We start from the raw sequence: 16,030 nt of genomic DNA, 5'->3' as shown, positions 1-16,030 counted from the left end.
TGGCAAATGTTTGAGTAGATCATTTCTTATTCTATTGGCCGCTGCACTTCAAGCATCTTGCTGTACATTGAGTTTCCGATTGCACCCGGAAGCGTTTTTTTATATAGCCTGGTATCTATGGTAGCCATTTTCTTATCTTTGTCGGGTGGTAGAACAGCTTAAGAAATATGGACATTTTGTATCCAATTTTGTTTATTTAAATTGCTTTTCCTCAATATTAAATTCCTTTTTATCCTTGGTCCTTACGACAATCCTATATGGATCTTGTTTTACTTTTGGCCATATTTCGTCTGACTTGATGAATTCCTCGGCCATTGTGTAAAGGTCTGTGGCGTGTTCGGCTGCTTCTTTGTCAGTGCTTTTCATTTTCATGGTGATGAAAATGGTCATCAGCCCATCTTTACTTTTATAGCCGACGCCGGAGACTTTGTATTTTTTATAGGTTTTGAATTCATGACCAATTCCTCCAACCGCATCACTCCAGAGGGCGTATTGTTCTCGTTTGACCACATCAAACTTCCTGATAGTGACCTTTACATCATCCTTGTCGTTTGCAGTGAGGGCATCCTCTACAGCCTTTTTGATTTGATCCACTTTTTCCTGCTTTTCGATACTTGGGATTTCAAGTTCCACTTCATCTTTCATATAACCGACAGAGTTCTGGTAATCAAATGGTTTCAGGGCATCCTGGACGATTTGGAACACCTCATCGGTTTCCCTTTCGATTTCAGCTTGTTCCTGTTTCCATTCTTCAGAAGGTTCGCGATGAGGTCTTACTTTTACAAAATAATCCTCGATTCTCGTTCCTTTGAATTCCTTGCTCTTTACCATGTCATGTCCGATTTTTAAAACATCATGTTGCATCTCCTGATACTGTTTTTCTGAGGCATCTAATGTAATGATGATGCCTTCATCCTTGCCGCCGACAAACTCGTTCACTTGCTTCACAGGATATCCTTCTTTTTTCAAGGTCTGAGTCAGTCTTTCTGACAAGTCTTGCTCGGGGCTATTAAAGATGGAGCTTAACGGAGGGATCTTTGATACCATTTTCGCCATCGTAGGGGAGACGAACCCTGAACCCACAAATAACATGAAGCTGGCTGCGATCGCGGCAGTCGTAACACCTGCTTTTTTCCAAAATGTCCACTGCTTTTTAAAAGCTTTATCGAACCCTTCAAGCTCACGGACAACTCGATCACTCCGCTCATCATCAAATTCACCAGCTGCAAATCTCCCTGGCAGTTCTTTTGTAAACTTCTGCAGCGAATTAGGGATCTGCCTTTTATCCTTATCATATCCCATAAGTATTTCCCTCCATTTGAAAGTGGCTATGATTTTTCATCAGTTCTCCGAGCTTTTTCCTTCCCCGTGACAGCCTTGTTTTAACCGTATTGGTATTTTCATTGAGGATGAGGCTGATTTCCTTGATTGACAAGTTTTCATAGTAAAACAGCAGTAAAGGAACTCTCTGGTCATCCTTTAAATGGGTAATCAACTGTAGCAGTTCCTGCTTTGTTTCACTTTCAACAGCTATTTCCTGTGCTGATCCGGATTGCATCTTGGAGATTGCTTCTGGATTTTCCTCAATATCAATAAATTGATTTCGCTTTTGCTTTCGGTAAACATCGATCGAACGGGTATAGACAAGCCGGTAAAACCACGCTTTAAAATGGCGGATCTCCACATCACGTATAATGCTGAGATAGCAGTCCTCTAGGGCGATTTGGACTGCATCCTCAGCCAGCTCCCGCGAACCAAGTATAAGATAAGCCGTCCGATAAGCAGACGAAAGCAGACTTTCAACCAGCTGGCTGAATGCATCTCCATTTCCTGCCCGGATTTGATTGATTAGTTTCTGTTCCTCACTCACTGGGCAACCTCCAAAAGTTATTTTCACTAGTATGTCGTTCAGAATGGGTATGTTGGTTTCATTTTTCGCAAAAAAAAATAACTCAATCAATTTCACTTTTAGGCCGACCGGCGGACATACGCTGAGCCAGAGCCAGATATTGAAGGGAAGTGGTATGTCTTGTCTGTCCTTTACTATTATATAATGAAACAACCTCTGAACTTGGATATTTATGTTAAAGTCAATCTTGGATTGCTTCGTTATCTTGTGTCTTTCAAGACAATGGAATGAGGGGAATGAGTTACATGTTAGATAAAATATTGGATCTGGAGTTTGCTTACCTTGCTACCTTTACTGCTCGTCACGACAGGGAGTGGGGTTTTCTATTTTTAAATGAAAATCAGCCTGCCTATTATGATGCGAATCATGCCCATGTGCGCAAACCAGTGGATTATCCAGAAAAAGTAGTTGATGAAGTCATTTCCTTTTATCAGGAAAAAAGCATTATTCCTAGATTTTACATATACACTCCAGATGAACAACCTGCTCTGATACGTGAATTAAAATCAAAAGGATTTGGATATGAGGAATTGCCAAGTCCTGTACAATTATGGGATCAAAAAGTGATGAACCTGGAAAGAAATGATGCTATTTCGATTGAAGAAGTTACCGAAGCAAACTATCAAGAAGCATTAGAGATCGAATGCAGCATCAAAGAAATTGGCGGGCGTGAAGTTCGCGAAAAGGCTTTAAAGGAAGAGTTCGATCATCCTGCTTATCAACACTTTTTGTTAAGGTACAATGGTGTCGCCTGTTCCACTGCCTGTATTTTTGCTCACGGCAGACAAGCGCGAATGGAGAGTGTAGCGACATTAGAGGAATACCGAGGAAAAGGATTAATTGGCTATATCATTCAACATATTCAACAACAAGTACAAAAACAGGGCTTTGAAAACCTATGGGTTTTTCCTATTAATGAAAGGGTTGAAAAGGTATATAATCGTTATGGCTTTGATACAGTCATGACACTGATGACAGGACATGCCTTTTTAGGCGGGAAAAGCATTATCGAGCTTCAAAATCGTTAATTTATAAAGAAAATGACCTGCTCTGGTATGCAGGTCATTCCCTTTTATTGAATGCAGGCTATTATTTAGCGACAGTTTGCGAACTCACAATCCTAGTTTCCGTCTTTTCGATAAAAAAGGTAACAAAAACGAACAGGATAAATGCGAGCAACAGCAGTGATCCTCCCGAGATGAACAGGATCATCACAAGTGTTTCGTCCATGTTGAATGGGTTGAGGTTATACAGCCACATACCGACGGTGGGTCCCAGTGAGCCAACCATGCCTGTTACGCTCTGAATAGCTAAGAGTTTCTTATATTTGATTTAATTATTCCTCCGTTTGTTTTTCTACAGTAAGTGTTATCGTAAATGTCGTCCCTGATTGAATCTCACTCTCCACTTTAATACTTCCATTGTGTAATTCGATAATCTGTTTGACAATTGACAGCCCCAGCCCTGTTCCACCCTTTTTGCGTGCAGCATCAACCCGGTAGAAACGTTCAAAAATTTTTGATGCTTGTTCTTCGGTCATTCCAATTCCGGTATCTGCAAAAGTGATGATTAAGCAACCTTCGTTTTGCGCAATTCGGATAAAAATGCTGCCGCCTGGTTGGTTGTATTTAATCGCATTGGTGAGCAGATTGTCCCAAACTGTCATGATAAGTTCCGGATCAACCAGTATAGGTGAAGGGGGGAGATGGTAAGAGATTTCAATCTCTTTTTCCTCCAACCGCCATTGGTGCCTTCTTACCGTTTCTTTGATTTGTGTGTCAATCCTTGTGGTTCCAAGCTTCATTGGATAGGATTTCTGATCCAGGGAGGTAAGAAGCAGCAGTTGTTTCGTCAAATTGGACAGCCTCTTGGATTCCTGGTCGATAATTTGGACATACTCCAGATGTTCCTCGTCAAGCTCCTGCGTTTTTAAAAGCTCGGCATATCCCTGAATATTCATCAAAGGTGATTGGAAATCATGAGAAACGTTATTGATGAAGGATTTACGGGACTCATCATTATGCTGTAACTGAACCTGCATCGTGCTGAAGCTTTCGGCTAGCTGACCGATTTCATCATCCCGCTGGATGTTCAAAGGGTAGTTGAAATTTTCCCTTGTGATTTCCCTAGTCGCTTCTGTCAGCTTTGTGATTGGCTGAATAAGGCGTTTGGACAACCAGATGACTCCGCTGATACTCACGATCGAGACCGCGACAAAAAACCAGGCGAATATAACATGGACATCAGAAAATAACATTTTATTATTTGGCCTAAGGTACAACCCGTATTTTTCCTGGTCAAAAATAAACGGGACACCGACGGTATTTTCAAGCTGATTGGCGAAATGGCTCATCATCAGCCAGCGTGAGGGAGAATCGTCCATCCCATGGTAGATTTTATTTTCCTCGATCACCTTCATAGCCTCAGCAGGAAGGTTTTTATCCGAAAATGGTTCGCCGAAAAAGAACTCCTCGCCTGATTCACTTAAAACATAGATTTGATACCCCAGTTTACTGACTGATTCAAAGTACTCTTTAAAGCCTAAATGTGGAGTAGTATGCCTGTGTTCAAGACTTGAGGCTACCTCTCGAGCAATTTTAACGTTCTGTTGATCAATTTTTTGTTTTGTTGAAGTCATATACACCCAATTGGCAAGAATGAAAGCAATCACTATGCTGATTCCCAGGATGAGAAGGGTTGCGTTGATGAACTTCCTATATAGTGTCTTCATTTCAATTCCTCAAGTCTGTAACCGATTCCGCGGGTGGTCAAGATTTCCAGTGAAGCCCCATGCTTCCTCAGGCGTTCCCGGATCCGATTGATATGAGTATTGAGCGTTTGTTCACTGCCTTCATAGTCTGCTCCCCAGGCCTGTTCAATCAACAACGAGCGGGGAGTGGTTTTATTCAACCTGGAGGCAAGGATGGTAAGCAGCTCGAATTCCTTCAACGGAAACAGAATGGTCTCCTGGTTGATCTCCACTTCAAAGCTGCTGCGGTCAATCTTCATATTGCCGGCCTGAATGACCGAGTCGTAGACCCGCTGCATCCTCCTTAAAACAACAGCAACCCTGAACAACAGCTCCTTCACTTCAAAAGGCTTTACTATATAATCCTCGCTGCCCGAGAGGAATCCTATTTCCTTGTCGCTAAGCTGGTCTTTCGCTGTCAGGAGGATGACAGGAATCTCCCAATCACGTGTCAGGATCTTTGTGAGATCAAATCCATTCATGCCTGGCATCATCACATCGACAATCGCAAGATCGACATTTTGTTTTTCGAGCAGGGATAAAGCCTCCTCAGCGTCATCAGCCTTGAATACTTGATATCCCTCTCTGGTTAAATGGATGGTCACGAGTCTTTGAATATTTATATCATCATCAACAACTAGTACTCTCATTATTAAAGCCTCCTTAGGGAATGGGAGAGGAGGCCTCCCGATCCCTTATTGAGTATTGCGGCTCGCTTGTTTGTCTTTTTCAAAGAAAAGGATCAGTGCAGGCAATAGCATCCCTCGTACGAGGAAGGTGTCGATCAGGATGCCGACAGCAACTATGAAACCGAAGATGAACAGGTCAGCGATTGGCATAGTCGTCAAGGCTGCGAACGTTGCCGCTAAAATAACCCCCGCAGATGAAATGACACCGCCTGTATTCCGGATTGAGATTTCCAGAGCATCCTTCACGTTATGTTTCTTCAGTTCTTCGATATAGCGCGAAGCCAGGATAATATTATAATCAATTCCCAGTGCGACAAGGAAGATGAACGCATATACCGGTACACGCGTACTGATGGACTCAAAACCAAACAGGACGTCGATCAAGAAAATGCCTAGACCCAGTGCGGATACATAAGAAAGCAAGATGGTTGCCATCATATAGATCGGCATTTTCAGCCTGCGAGTCAAGACGATTAGCAATCCCAGAATCAATACTGTTTCAAGTACAACGATTTTAATGAGGTCACTGTTATTGATTTCCCTTTCATCTAACAGCTTCGGTGTGACACCGCTAAAATATGCCTTTGCGTCCATGCCGAGGTCTTCGAGTATTTTCGGAGTTTGATCCAGCAGCTCTTCCATATAGTCCATCGCTTCAACACTGTATGGATTCATTGCTAATGCAATACTGAACTTTGCCGCTTCTCCATTTTCAGTTAAACCGGCAGGTCGAATCGAAGCAATTCCAACTTCAGATTGAAATTTTTCGATTATTTTCATCGTATCTTCTTCAGTGAGTGAGTTGCTGCTTTCAATCAACAGTGTGGAAGGGGCTAGTTCTCCCTTATCATATCTCTGTTCTACTATTTCATAGCCAACTCTTGAAGGCAAATCTTCAGGGAAACTTTTCACCATGTCAAATTCATAATCGAGATTGAAAATATTCAAAGCGGAAAGGATCAGGAACACGCCGACTACACCGCCAGATAAGCCAGGCTTTCTGACAACGAATTTGGCAATCGGACCCCAAACGCCGTGTTTGATCTCTTTTTCTAAACCATACTTAGGTACTTTCGGCCAGAACGCTTTGCGTCCAAATAAGGTGAACAATGCAGGCACCAGGGTAACGGAGGCGAGCATGATGAAGAACATCGCCGTACCGAAGATCGGTGCAAAGTTCTGATAATCGCGGAAATCGGCAAATAGGAGCACAAGCATCGCAGCCAAAACGGTCCCGCCCGCGAAGAACACAGGCTCTCCTGTTGCGCGCATAGCATGCTTCATCGCATCAAATTTATTTTCATAATGATTCAGCTCTTCGCGGAACCGGGAGAAAACAAATAAAGAATAATCAATGACCGCTGCAAATAGCAGGATGCTCATGATCGAGGTCGTCTGATTATTGATTTCCAGGCCTCCTGCTCCCAACAGGGCGACACTCTGGTTCACAACCTGGTAGACGATGATTGTCGCCAATAATGGGATGAAAGCCAATAGCGGCGAACGATAGATGGCAATCAGCAGAACCAGGATAATTCCGACAGTTGCCAACAGCAGCACGAAATCTGCCCTCTCAAAAAGCTTGATGGTATCTCCTGCAATCCCGGCAGGACCAGTGATGTAAAAGGCTGTGTTTTCAAGCTTCTCAGCAATGCCTGTTCCGATTTCGGTTGCTCGGTCATTGATTTCGGCATATTCATCATTGCCCAGCCCTTGCTCTAGTTCCATCGGGACAATCATCGTTGATTGATCCTCGGAGATGAACCCCTCAAGCGCCTGCGGCGGAAGGGAACGAGTATCAACGATGTTGTTGATTCCTTCAATATCTTCTGAAATAATCCCATCAAGGATTTGATTGACTTCATCGAGATTGATATCGCCGTTCTCATTATGGAAAACAAGAATACCTGGAGTACCCTGTTCATTTGGGAAAAAATCCTCGGTCTTATTCTGTGCGATGATGGATTGAGCATCATCCGGCAAAGATTGAAAGTTGGTCACTTTGTAATCTCCTAGCTTTGGACCCGCGCTCAAGCCCACCATCAATACCAGCCAGGCGATGATTGTGATCCACATTCCGCGTTTCGTTGAAACCCAGTCTGTGATGGAATAAAGCATTTTCTTCATTAATATATCCTCCTATGTTCGTTACTGAAATTTGGTCAATAGTCAGCACTCTTTCCGCGATATCATGTAACCACAGAATTCGGATTGAGCCCTAACTATGAACATCATAAACTACGAAAATAAACACAACCTAAACTTTCAGTTACAATTCCAAAGAGGAATTAATCAACCATAAAGAGAATGATAAGTAAGGTATTGTAAACAGGGAGGAAGGACATGGACTTCTATCACAAACTAAAAAGCAAGAAAATACTAGTCAGTAAAACGGATGACTTCGGATATGATTTACGAAAGAAGTGGGAAGATGTATTTGCATCTCATTTAAGTCCTTTGGAAAAAAAGCAAATCTATCTGCATTCAAATAGTGGGGCGAGTGGGTACTTGTGGCATGTGTTCAGTTATGAGAAAAGAAAGTGTGATAAGGAAGAGCAGGCGGAGCTGGCATTCGAAAAACAATATAAAGATACTTGCCTGATTTTCTTTCAGCACTCTGATGATGTATTACTAGTAGAAGAGGCTTATGATTTGAAGGCGAAAGACCTTTTGCTTGCTGATGGGGAGTATGCGGATTTATACGTCGTTGACCAAGAGTTTAGATGGACATATGTTGTCACCCATGAAAGAGGATGGATCGGCCCGTTTTTTTGTAAAAAATAAATCAGGACGGGAGACTTACTATGGTTCTAAGAAAATTGATCTCTGCCTTTGGCGCAACAGGCATGATGGTGATGCTATTATCGGTACTTGATCAATCCGGGGTAGGGCTATTTTTCGGCATGTACATCCTGCCAATTGTATTAATCTATGGAATTCCATCCTCGATATTTACTGATTTTCTTACCAGAAGAACGGGTGGGCTAAAGAGAAGGGCAGCTGCAGGTTTGCTTCATGTATTTCTTGGGGCTCTTTTTGTCTTAATTCCAACTCTCCTCTTTGATGCTGGAAACGGGAACTGGCTCACGAATTTAAGAAATAACGGCTTTTTCTTTTTTACCGCTGTGGTTTCTGCATTCATCTTCTGGCGCTTTGATGAAGCACTCAAAAGTGAGTGGTGTGGTGATTTAAGAAGGAAGTGTCTTGGGATATTAAAAAGGATTGGGGCTATGAGGATTTAGCCAGGTTAGATTATATCTTTAATAAAAATAAGAGAGGAATAGGAAAATGCCAGATATTCAAGAAGTGCATAATAGCGGGTTTGAAATGGAAGTATCTGCACCTTATTCGTTAAATTATTTAATGACTATTCAAAACATATACTTGAACAGCAAAAATATAGATTGTGAAAGACCCTTGTTCCCCTATGTTGATCGTTCAAAGTGGGGGATTCTCGAGGAAGAATTTGAAGAGACCTTTGCTGAAGTTTGGAAGGAGGCTGTCGATAAGAACTCTCAGAATCATATTTATGACCATAATGGAGTACTTGACTTTGATAAAGTGTTATATAAGAAGCTGTTTAAGAACCACGAGTCAAGTTCTTTCGGATACTCAGAAAGTGTGAAGTTCTTTTTATCCTGGTGGAATGGGTTATATGGAAAGATGGCCATTGAGGGAGTGTTTGACTTGGACAGAATGGAGAAGGTTTACAAAGAGGTATCTGCATCGATGGAAATCAATAAACGATTAAGAATCCATCTGATTTACGACAAACCCGTTTTAACTGGCAAAAGTGCACGTCCCTGGTATGCAGTGGTGCCAATTGATGATGTTTTTTTCACTGAAAAACGACCAGAGTTACTAGAGAATCTATTAAAGTGTTGTAAGGTATAGTTTAGATTTGAAATTTTAGAATGGAGTTAAGCTTTTGTTTTTATATCATATAATTATTGAAGATATTGATGACGCAGGTATTCCACCGCAAAGAGTTTTAAAAGAAGGATTAAATCGTTCAACAGCAACAAGATGGTATTCAAGAGGTGCTAATTTCTTTCCAGAACTGACAGAACGTTTCAGGCCGGATAAGTCACCCAAATGGATTGATTTCAAAGTTGCTTTCGGTGCAGATTTAGAACCATATGAAAAACCTTACTTTCGCTTTCCATTGTTCAGTGAGAAGATTTTAGTTTTTAATTTCGATATATCAAGTGATTTATTTGCTTTTATAGAAGATGAATATGACGGAGGCAGAGGGAAATTTGTTGAAGGAATACCTTCAAAAGAGGAATTAATGAAAGAATACTGGAAAAGTATGATTCCGCTTTCCGCGTACTTGAAGCTCAAACCGTTTAATAACCCTGAAGTTTACATTTTTGAACAAGTTCCAGCAGAGCTAATTGACTTTGTGGAGTAAATTCTTGTTCAGCTAAGAGTACAGAGTTTAAGTGTGCAGGCCGTTTTATGGAGAAATATGAAATTTTTTTGTTCGATGAGGCATTACCATTTCATTAAGAATTAACAGGGAATCAAAAACCTTCAGTTTACAGGGGATGAATACTCTTGAGAAGTGAAAAAGATATGTTTGAATTAATATTAAGGGTTGCAGAAGAGGATGAACGAATCCGAGCAGTATATATGAACGGTTCCAGAACCAACCCTAATGTTCCGAAAGATATTTTTCAAGATTACGATATAGTTTATGTAGTGACGGAAATTGCATCTTTTCTGGATGACGAAGCCTGGATTAAAGTTTTCGGGGATTTACTGATGCTTCAAGAACCTGACAAAATGGATAAACAAATTGGTTTGGAAAGGGATCCTGACCGTTCATATGGATATTTAATGCTTTTTACTGACGGAAATCGAATTGACCTTCATATCGAAACAAAAGATTCAATGATTGATGGTTATGAGAGTGATAAACTTACTGTGCCATTATTAGATAAAGACAATAACTTACCAACCATTCCTCCGCCAACAGATATTGATTATCAAGTGAAAAAGCCATCAGAACCAATGTATGCGAGTTGTACTAATGATTTTTGGTGGTGTTTACAAAATGTTGCAAAAGGAATTTGGCGAGACGAATTGCCATACGCAAAATCAATGTATGAATATACCACGAGAGCATCACTTGATGAAATGGTAGCATGGTGGATTGGAACAAAATATAACTTCCAAGTCTCAACAGGTAAGATGGGCAAATTTTTTAAGAACTATCTTCCAGAATCATATTGGACGATGTATGAAAAAACATATTCCGATTATAACTATGAAAATTTTTGGGATGCCATATTTATTTCATGTGAGTTATTCAGAACTCTAGCAAAAGACGTGGCAGATCATCTATTATTCACATATCCTATTGATGACGATAAAAATATGACGAAATTCCTAAAACATGTAAGGAATTTGCCTTCTGATGCAGAAGAAATTTTATAACAAAGTTATCTTATTCATAAAATTCATAAACTAAAGAGTGCGTTGATCCAAGAAGGATTGTTGCACGGGTCGTGTAATATAGTGAGTTGGTTGATACATTATTTTCCTCACTATTAGCCTATTCTATAGTAAAATGAAGTTACTAAATTATGGGAGGTAGTAAGGTGGATACTACAAAAACAACAGATGAATTAGAAAAAGAAATGGAATCATCAAGACAACATTTTTCAGATGATAAGTTTTGGGAGAAGGTCAAAAAGTACGGTAAAAAAGCAGGGTCTTCACTAGTTTATTCGGTTCTGCTGCTATATTTTACACTCCAAAAACCCGATGTGCCTGTAACGGCAAAAGCAACTATTATTGGAGCATTAGGTTATTTCATATTGCCATTAGACTTAATCCCGGATTTAACACCCGTGGTAGGGTACACTGACGATCTTGCAGCTTTAGGTGTTGCTTTATTCCAAGTAGCGATTTATATTGACCAAGACGTTAAGGACAAAGCGAAGGCAAAATTAAGAGACTGGTTCGGGGACGATGTAGATACCTCGGAAATTGATTCGAAAATTGACTAGATATCATTACAAAAGCTAGGGGATACACCCCCTGGCTATTATTATATATTGCGGATGTAATATTATGGAATGAATGGGTGTTTATATGCGAAATAACAGAGTGAAATATTATGTTGGAACGTTTGCTGCAATAGTAATGACAACCCTGATTTTATTTTGGTATTATAGGATTCCTTTACCTGCTGATGATGTATTAAAAGGGATGGACAATGTAGAAAAAATTAATTTTGGCGATTATAGAGATGAAAGATGGGATGATATCTATAATATTGATATTGAGGATGACGCAAAAATAAACAAAATAATCGGTGAGTTCTCCAAAAGTCAATATACCAGGGTACCATATAAAAGTATAATAAATGACGGCCGATATTTATCAATGGCTATCATTCATAATGGATTGCAAATCTATAGAGTGGGGATTAATGACCAGGGTTATTTAAATATTGAAAATGACGCAACATATAAATTCACTGAAAATAATTCGACTATTTTTAATGAACTTAAAAAACTTTTAGTCGATGGGAATGAACCATTTTATGAAAACGATAAAGGAAATTAATTAAAAAAGCGTGCTGAAACTAAGAGTTTCTGCACGCTTTTAACTTAACGGATTTACATCAATCATTCGAAAATTTAAATCTTAGAGAAAAGTATTTACCCTCCAATTTCACTGTTATAAAGACGGGAGGATAGTTGAATAAAAGGAGATATTAATGTCACTGTGGAATTAATACAGCACTAATTAATTATCGAGGAGTTGTTAGAATGGGTTTAGTTGTCGATCGAGGCTTAGCAGAGAGGTTGGAGTTTTCAGAAATCGATACTTTAAATTCTAGGTTAACAGAAATGCAAAAAATAGATAAAAACCCAATGAAAGTTGAAATACAAAAGTTTGGCAATGCTACTGCATTCTCGGTAAAAAATATACCTGGTCCATCCTTTAACACGGTTAAGGGGCTAAAAGATGGTGATGAAAAGCATATAGATAAGATCTTAGATTTTTACAAGCAGAAAGAGATTCCCGTCCGATTCGAACTAACTCCAGCGCATACTTCTCCAGAGTTACTAACCCATCTCAGTGAAACTGGTTTGTATCATAATGATTTTCATACATCTTTATATGCTCCAATCTCCAACGAAGTAGAAAAAAGCTATGAATCAAATAAAGAAAAAATTGTTATCCGTATGTTACAACATAATGAATTTGATACTTTTGCTGAAATCTACACGAAAGGTTTCGAAATGCCCGCTTTCTTAAAAAGTGGAGTAGCACAAAATAATGGAATACTTCATAACATTAAAAATTGGACATTTTATCTAGCTATCTATGAAAATGAACCTGCTGGAATTGGAGTTTTGTTCATAAAAGACCGTATAGGTACTTTAGCTGCAGCGGCAACATTGCCGACTTTTAGAAATAAAGGTATACAAAGTGCATTAATAAAGCATCGTATCCACCAAGCATATCTTCAAAAATGTGATGTAATTGTGGGCCAAGCGAAATTTGCCTCCGTCAGTCAAAAGAATATGGAAAGAGCAGGATTGAGTATAGCATATACAAAGGCAATATGGGTTGAAAAGTAAGTACGTTATTCAACTTAAGAGTGGGTTGGTCCAGGAAGGATTAATGCACTTTATTGCTGAATACCTTATTAAGCTAAAAGAGGTTAGGTCAAGAAGACAAGAGGAACTTTTTTATCGATAATAGGTAAATAAAAAATGAGGAGATTTACAATATGCCTGAGCCTAGTATAAGATTGACAAAAATTTGGGAAGACGTTGATTTTTATGAAGTGCAAATGGAGTTTAAAGGCAACGACTGTAATGTATACATAGATTTTCACACCACAAATGACGAACTTGAAGAGTTAAGAAAAGGGATTATTGACTTTTCCAACTCAAAAACAAATTAATTCATCTGGACATCAGGTAATGATACAGAAAATGTCTCCCATTTCTTATCCATTAGATTTTTTAAGCATAATAATAGAGGGAACATCGGATTAGAAATAATAGCAGATAATAAAAAAGAAAAACCATATTATATGCGTTCTAATTTCTTCATCATTACTGAACTTAATCAAGTTGATGACTTTGTAAAGAATCTAAAAAGACTGATTGATGAGGAAATAATTGAGTTAGAAAGCATAATTCCAGCACATTAACAGAACGAATCTTATTGTACTTGGTGCGTTGATCCAGGCAGGAATAGGCCCTTTCTTGTTGAATTCCTTATTGAATACGGTGCAGTTTAGTTGAAGGGTGTTGTTAATTTCCCTTCCACAATTTGTCTATTTTCTGGGATAATAATAAATAATTAATTTTGATAGTTAGAGGAGATTTTTTGTTGAAGTATTTTGTAGACGATGACCATTGGGATGTAATGGGCTATACAAAGGAATTAAAAAGAATATTACCTAGATTTAATAAAGAGACATCCAATTTTTTGAAAAACCATTCATTTCATGATGGTAAGGTTGTTTCTCTTATCGTTTTGAATCAGGAGAATGGTAGAACAAAGGATCCGACCACAATCAAAATGATTATTGAGCAATATGAAGAAGGGGCAGGGATATATGAAATACAATGGGTAAACGTTCGTAAGTTTTTAATGGACTTTGATATTAAGAGAAATGTTTACGGAGATAAGCCTAATGAAATTGTCTTTGGCGGAAGAAGAGGACTTGATGAATGGGGCTACGATGAGATCATTCCGTTGAGTAAAAGGAAATTACAGCATGAAATTTTATTACATTCACAAACCAAGATTATTATACATTGCTCGGATATTAAGATTAGGAAAACAAAAACTTAGAAGCAATAATTGTAGTAAGCGGATTTTGAGGATTAACGCACTTTCAGGGTTGAATTTCTTTTTGAACTAACGGAGCAGGATAGTGGAATAAGTACTTAGGGAGTGATGACTTTAAATGGGGAGATTACATATAAAGTGGACTATAATAGCTACGGTTTTAATGGGACTATTGACTAGCTATTTTTTTTTTTTGATAATACAGATTCAAATATGAAAGAGAGTATTAGTATGTCCGGTATGGTAATAGAAGAAAAATATCACCATATTGAACCAGGTGAATATCTTGAAATGTGGGTAATTGGATACAACGCTTATGAAAAGAAAGAGAACCAAAAACGATATAAAATTTTTATCGAGGAAGCAATGGTTTACAACCTTCTTGAAGAAGGAAAACAGTATGCAGTTGCTGCTACTTCATTTAGGGAAGATAAAGATTTTGAATATGTATACCAGTTGGAACAAATCAGTAACCAAGAGGACTATCAACTAGTTGGTAACGGACGTATAAAGTAAATTCCTTGGTATTACTTTCTAAAAAGATTTTTTGAACTTAGTAGAGTTTACGGATATAAAACTTATTGAACAAACGAAGCAGTTTAGTTTAATAAGGAAACTTATGGGCGAATGGAGAATATTTAAATGTAGTCCCTTATATCGTTTTTTCAGTCTATGTACCAATATGTTAGGAGTGACTACGATTGCGTTTTGAAAATGAGAAAGTATACCCTGATTGTCCAGTTATTAATAGAAAAATAGAGGTTGGGGAACTCACGAAATCGCAGCTTATTCAGAAATTGCAACAATACTCTATCTTGATAAATGAGTATGGAGAGCGGCTGTTAGCTGATGATAAGTTTACGACTTCAGATACAAAGTACAACCTTCAGACCGTAGAATTAACCGTTGCCAACCTTGGTTTTCCTGATGGAGCTACTACGGATCAGATCTTTAAAAAAGCAAGCGGACTAGGTTTGGAATTGTGCCCGCTTGAGCTGGGACCTTACTTAAGACTGGAATATTTGGATCAGCCTGAAGGCAATTCGGGGAATCTTTTACAGCGGAATCAAGCTCCATCAGGCTCTATTACAATAGCGTCGGAGATACTATCCAAAGACGATGATTTTCCAAAAGGTTTTTATCTTAGACGAATTAACGGCGTGTTGTGGCTCCGAGGATACAGTGCAGATCATCTACACGTTTGGAATCCTGATGATCATTTTATCTTTTGTCAAACAAAGGTCTAAGAGGGAATTGCTTTTTTCTATTTCGATTAACGGGCAGCATTCCTATAATTAGTTCGTGAACAATTCCACTTAAACTATCGGGGCAGGATAGCTTAAGAAAGGATGTCATTGAATGTGGAGGTGAGGGGAATGTTTTTTTTTAGAAATGGTCTTTGCAGTTGTAATTATCATTTTTGTTATAGCCATACTTAATAATAAGGGAATTTCTATAGGAAACTATAATTCCTTAAAAATTTTACTCGTACTAGTAATGTTAGGGATTTTAATACGTGTTAACTTCAAATTTGTGGAGTATGATTACTTTTTAAAAGAAACGGTTGAACCGATTGTAAGTATCATTTTAATTTATATAATAGTGGCGCTGCTGAACCGTAATGGATTTTTAGATAAACTGAAACTCAATGATTTTGTTGGAGTAATACTCGTTGTTGGAGGTTTTGCGGTTTTAATAGCAATAATAGTTATTTAATAATGTAGTTTGTGAATTAATAACATTAAGAAACAAGTGCGTTGATCGAGGATTAACGTTACTTTTGTTGATTTACTTATTAAACATACGGGGCAGCATTCCTGCGCTTTTTTGGTGGAATTATTTCTTATTGCA

20 protein-coding genes are annotated in these 16,030 nt (G+C 38.7%); 14 read left to right on the top strand and 6 right to left on the bottom strand.

The window, feature by feature from the left end; translation table 11 throughout:
- Window positions 1-192: 192 nt before the first annotated feature.
- Together TY49_RS02355 and TY49_RS02350 are read right to left on the bottom strand one after the other, a co-directional pair.
- Window positions 193-1,302 (bottom strand): DUF4179 domain-containing protein, encoded by a 1,110-nt coding sequence (locus TY49_RS02355; protein WP_041964300.1) that lies wholly within the window; start codon window positions 1,300-1,302, stop codon window positions 193-195.
- Window positions 1,292-1,870, bottom strand: coding sequence for an RNA polymerase sigma factor (locus TY49_RS02350; RefSeq protein ID WP_041964299.1), 579 nt, complete (start codon window positions 1,868-1,870; stop codon window positions 1,292-1,294). The genes TY49_RS02355 and TY49_RS02350 overlap by 11 nt, the downstream gene beginning before the upstream one ends.
- A 284-nt stretch (window positions 1,871-2,154) precedes the next feature.
- Between TY49_RS02350 and TY49_RS02345 the strand changes: the two genes are divergently transcribed.
- Window positions 2,155-2,937: a GNAT family N-acetyltransferase gene (locus TY49_RS02345; protein WP_041964298.1), complete on the top strand. Its 783-nt coding sequence runs from the start codon at window positions 2,155-2,157 to the stop codon at window positions 2,935-2,937.
- Between the two features lie 61 nt (window positions 2,938-2,998).
- Here the strand turns inward: TY49_RS02345 and TY49_RS02340 are convergent, their stop codons facing one another.
- The 4 genes from TY49_RS02340 to TY49_RS02325 are packed head-to-tail and all read right to left on the bottom strand — an operon-like array spanning window position 2,999 to window position 7,474.
- Entirely contained in the window at window positions 2,999-3,199 is a 201-nt protein-coding gene (locus TY49_RS02340; protein ID WP_052442057.1) for a hypothetical protein, read from the bottom strand.
- Between the two features lie 46 nt (window positions 3,200-3,245).
- The gene (locus TY49_RS02335; RefSeq protein WP_041964297.1) at window positions 3,246-4,640 is read right to left on the bottom strand and encodes a sensor histidine kinase; all 1,395 of its coding nucleotides are present in this window, start codon (window positions 4,638-4,640) and stop codon (window positions 3,246-3,248) included.
- Window positions 4,637-5,308 (bottom strand): response regulator transcription factor, encoded by a 672-nt coding sequence (locus TY49_RS02330; RefSeq protein WP_041964296.1) that lies wholly within the window; start codon window positions 5,306-5,308, stop codon window positions 4,637-4,639. The genes TY49_RS02335 and TY49_RS02330 overlap by 4 nt, the downstream gene beginning before the upstream one ends.
- Before the next feature lie 45 nt (window positions 5,309-5,353).
- Window positions 5,354-7,474 carry an MMPL family transporter gene (locus TY49_RS02325; RefSeq protein ID WP_041964295.1) on the bottom strand — a complete coding sequence of 707 codons (2,121 nt, stop codon included), beginning with the start codon at window positions 7,472-7,474 and terminating at the stop codon, window positions 5,354-5,356.
- A gap of 216 nt (window positions 7,475-7,690) precedes the next feature.
- On the opposite strand from TY49_RS02325, the gene TY49_RS02320 reads away from it, so the two are divergent.
- From TY49_RS02320 to TY49_RS02260, 13 genes are all read left to right on the top strand, one after another.
- The gene (locus tag TY49_RS02320) at window positions 7,691-8,131 is read left to right on the top strand and encodes a DUF4275 family protein (protein ID WP_041964294.1); all 441 of its coding nucleotides are present in this window, start codon (window positions 7,691-7,693) and stop codon (window positions 8,129-8,131) included.
- A gap of 20 nt (window positions 8,132-8,151) precedes the next feature.
- Window positions 8,152-8,589: a hypothetical protein gene (locus TY49_RS02315; RefSeq protein ID WP_041964293.1), complete on the top strand. Its 438-nt coding sequence runs from the start codon at window positions 8,152-8,154 to the stop codon at window positions 8,587-8,589.
- A gap of 46 nt (window positions 8,590-8,635) precedes the next feature.
- Window positions 8,636-9,241, top strand: a complete 606-nt coding sequence (locus TY49_RS02310; protein WP_041964292.1) for a hypothetical protein — start codon at window positions 8,636-8,638, stop codon at window positions 9,239-9,241.
- A 34-nt stretch (window positions 9,242-9,275) separates the two neighbouring features.
- Entirely contained in the window at window positions 9,276-9,761 is a 486-nt protein-coding gene (locus TY49_RS02305) for a hypothetical protein (protein ID WP_041964291.1), read from the top strand.
- A gap of 146 nt (window positions 9,762-9,907) precedes the next feature.
- A complete protein-coding gene (locus TY49_RS02300; RefSeq protein ID WP_041964290.1) occupies window positions 9,908-10,789 on the top strand; it encodes an aminoglycoside 6-adenylyltransferase in 882 nt (293 codons plus the stop codon).
- Window positions 10,790-10,992: 203 nt separating this feature from the next.
- Window positions 10,993-11,364 carry a YkvA family protein gene (locus TY49_RS02295; protein ID WP_041964427.1) on the top strand — a complete coding sequence of 124 codons (372 nt, stop codon included), beginning with the start codon at window positions 10,993-10,995 and terminating at the stop codon, window positions 11,362-11,364.
- 85 nt (window positions 11,365-11,449) lie between these two features.
- Window positions 11,450-11,926 (top strand): hypothetical protein, encoded by a 477-nt coding sequence (locus TY49_RS02290; protein WP_041964289.1) that lies wholly within the window; start codon window positions 11,450-11,452, stop codon window positions 11,924-11,926.
- 206 nt (window positions 11,927-12,132) lie between these two features.
- Complete coding sequence (locus TY49_RS02285) at window positions 12,133-12,951, top strand: GNAT family N-acetyltransferase (protein ID WP_041964288.1); 819 nt, start codon at window positions 12,133-12,135, stop codon at window positions 12,949-12,951.
- Between the two features lie 152 nt (window positions 12,952-13,103).
- A complete protein-coding gene (locus TY49_RS25120) occupies window positions 13,104-13,280 on the top strand; it encodes a hypothetical protein (protein WP_232310357.1) in 177 nt (58 codons plus the stop codon).
- A gap of 434 nt (window positions 13,281-13,714) precedes the next feature.
- Window positions 13,715-14,182, top strand: coding sequence for a hypothetical protein (locus TY49_RS24870; protein WP_041964287.1), 468 nt, complete (start codon window positions 13,715-13,717; stop codon window positions 14,180-14,182).
- A 228-nt stretch (window positions 14,183-14,410) separates the two neighbouring features.
- The gene (locus TY49_RS02270) at window positions 14,411-14,695 is read left to right on the top strand and encodes a hypothetical protein (protein ID WP_041964286.1); all 285 of its coding nucleotides are present in this window, start codon (window positions 14,411-14,413) and stop codon (window positions 14,693-14,695) included.
- A 185-nt stretch (window positions 14,696-14,880) separates the two neighbouring features.
- On the top strand, window positions 14,881-15,426 hold the full coding sequence (locus TY49_RS02265; RefSeq protein ID WP_041964285.1) for a hypothetical protein: 546 nt from the start codon (window positions 14,881-14,883) through the stop codon (window positions 15,424-15,426).
- Between the two features lie 145 nt (window positions 15,427-15,571).
- Window positions 15,572-15,895, top strand: a complete 324-nt coding sequence (locus TY49_RS02260) for a hypothetical protein (RefSeq protein ID WP_041964284.1) — start codon at window positions 15,572-15,574, stop codon at window positions 15,893-15,895.
- Window positions 15,896-16,030 lie beyond the last annotated feature (135 nt).

The organism is Mesobacillus selenatarsenatis SF-1 (assembly GCF_000813125.1).
GTDB classification, from domain to species: Bacteria; Bacillota; Bacilli; order Bacillales; family Cytobacillaceae; genus Mesobacillus; species Mesobacillus selenatarsenatis.
This window is presented reverse-complemented; position numbering and strand designations above follow the sequence as displayed.

Bases quoted from the DNA above. Each gene is read 5' to 3' on its own strand.
- TY49_RS02355 (WP_041964300.1), bottom strand. From the start codon at position 1,302: ATGGGATATGATAAGGATAAAAGGCAGATCCCTAATTCGCTGCAGAAG.
- TY49_RS02345 (WP_041964298.1), top strand. From the start codon at position 2,155: ATGTTAGATAAAATATTGGATCTGGAGTTTGCTTACCTTGCTACCTTT.
- TY49_RS02340 (WP_052442057.1), bottom strand. From the start codon at position 3,199: ATGGTTGGCTCACTGGGACCCACCGTCGGTATGTGGCTGTATAACCTC.
- TY49_RS02335 (WP_041964297.1), bottom strand. From the start codon at position 4,640: ATGAAGACACTATATAGGAAGTTCATCAACGCAACCCTTCTCATCCTG.
- TY49_RS02330 (WP_041964296.1), bottom strand. From the start codon at position 5,308: ATGAGAGTACTAGTTGTTGATGATGATATAAATATTCAAAGACTCGTG.
- TY49_RS02325 (WP_041964295.1), bottom strand. From the start codon at position 7,474: ATGAAGAAAATGCTTTATTCCATCACAGACTGGGTTTCAACGAAACGC.
- TY49_RS02320 (WP_041964294.1), top strand. From the start codon at position 7,691: ATGGACTTCTATCACAAACTAAAAAGCAAGAAAATACTAGTCAGTAAA.
- TY49_RS02315 (WP_041964293.1), top strand. From the start codon at position 8,152: ATGGTTCTAAGAAAATTGATCTCTGCCTTTGGCGCAACAGGCATGATG.
- TY49_RS02310 (WP_041964292.1), top strand. From the start codon at position 8,636: ATGCCAGATATTCAAGAAGTGCATAATAGCGGGTTTGAAATGGAAGTA.
- TY49_RS02295 (WP_041964427.1), top strand. From the start codon at position 10,993: ATGGAATCATCAAGACAACATTTTTCAGATGATAAGTTTTGGGAGAAG.
- TY49_RS02290 (WP_041964289.1), top strand. From the start codon at position 11,450: ATGCGAAATAACAGAGTGAAATATTATGTTGGAACGTTTGCTGCAATA.
- TY49_RS02285 (WP_041964288.1), top strand. From the start codon at position 12,133: ATGGGTTTAGTTGTCGATCGAGGCTTAGCAGAGAGGTTGGAGTTTTCA.
- TY49_RS25120 (WP_232310357.1), top strand. From the start codon at position 13,104: ATGCCTGAGCCTAGTATAAGATTGACAAAAATTTGGGAAGACGTTGAT.
- TY49_RS02270 (WP_041964286.1), top strand. From the start codon at position 14,411: ATGTCCGGTATGGTAATAGAAGAAAAATATCACCATATTGAACCAGGT.
- TY49_RS02260 (WP_041964284.1), top strand. From the start codon at position 15,572: ATGGTCTTTGCAGTTGTAATTATCATTTTTGTTATAGCCATACTTAAT.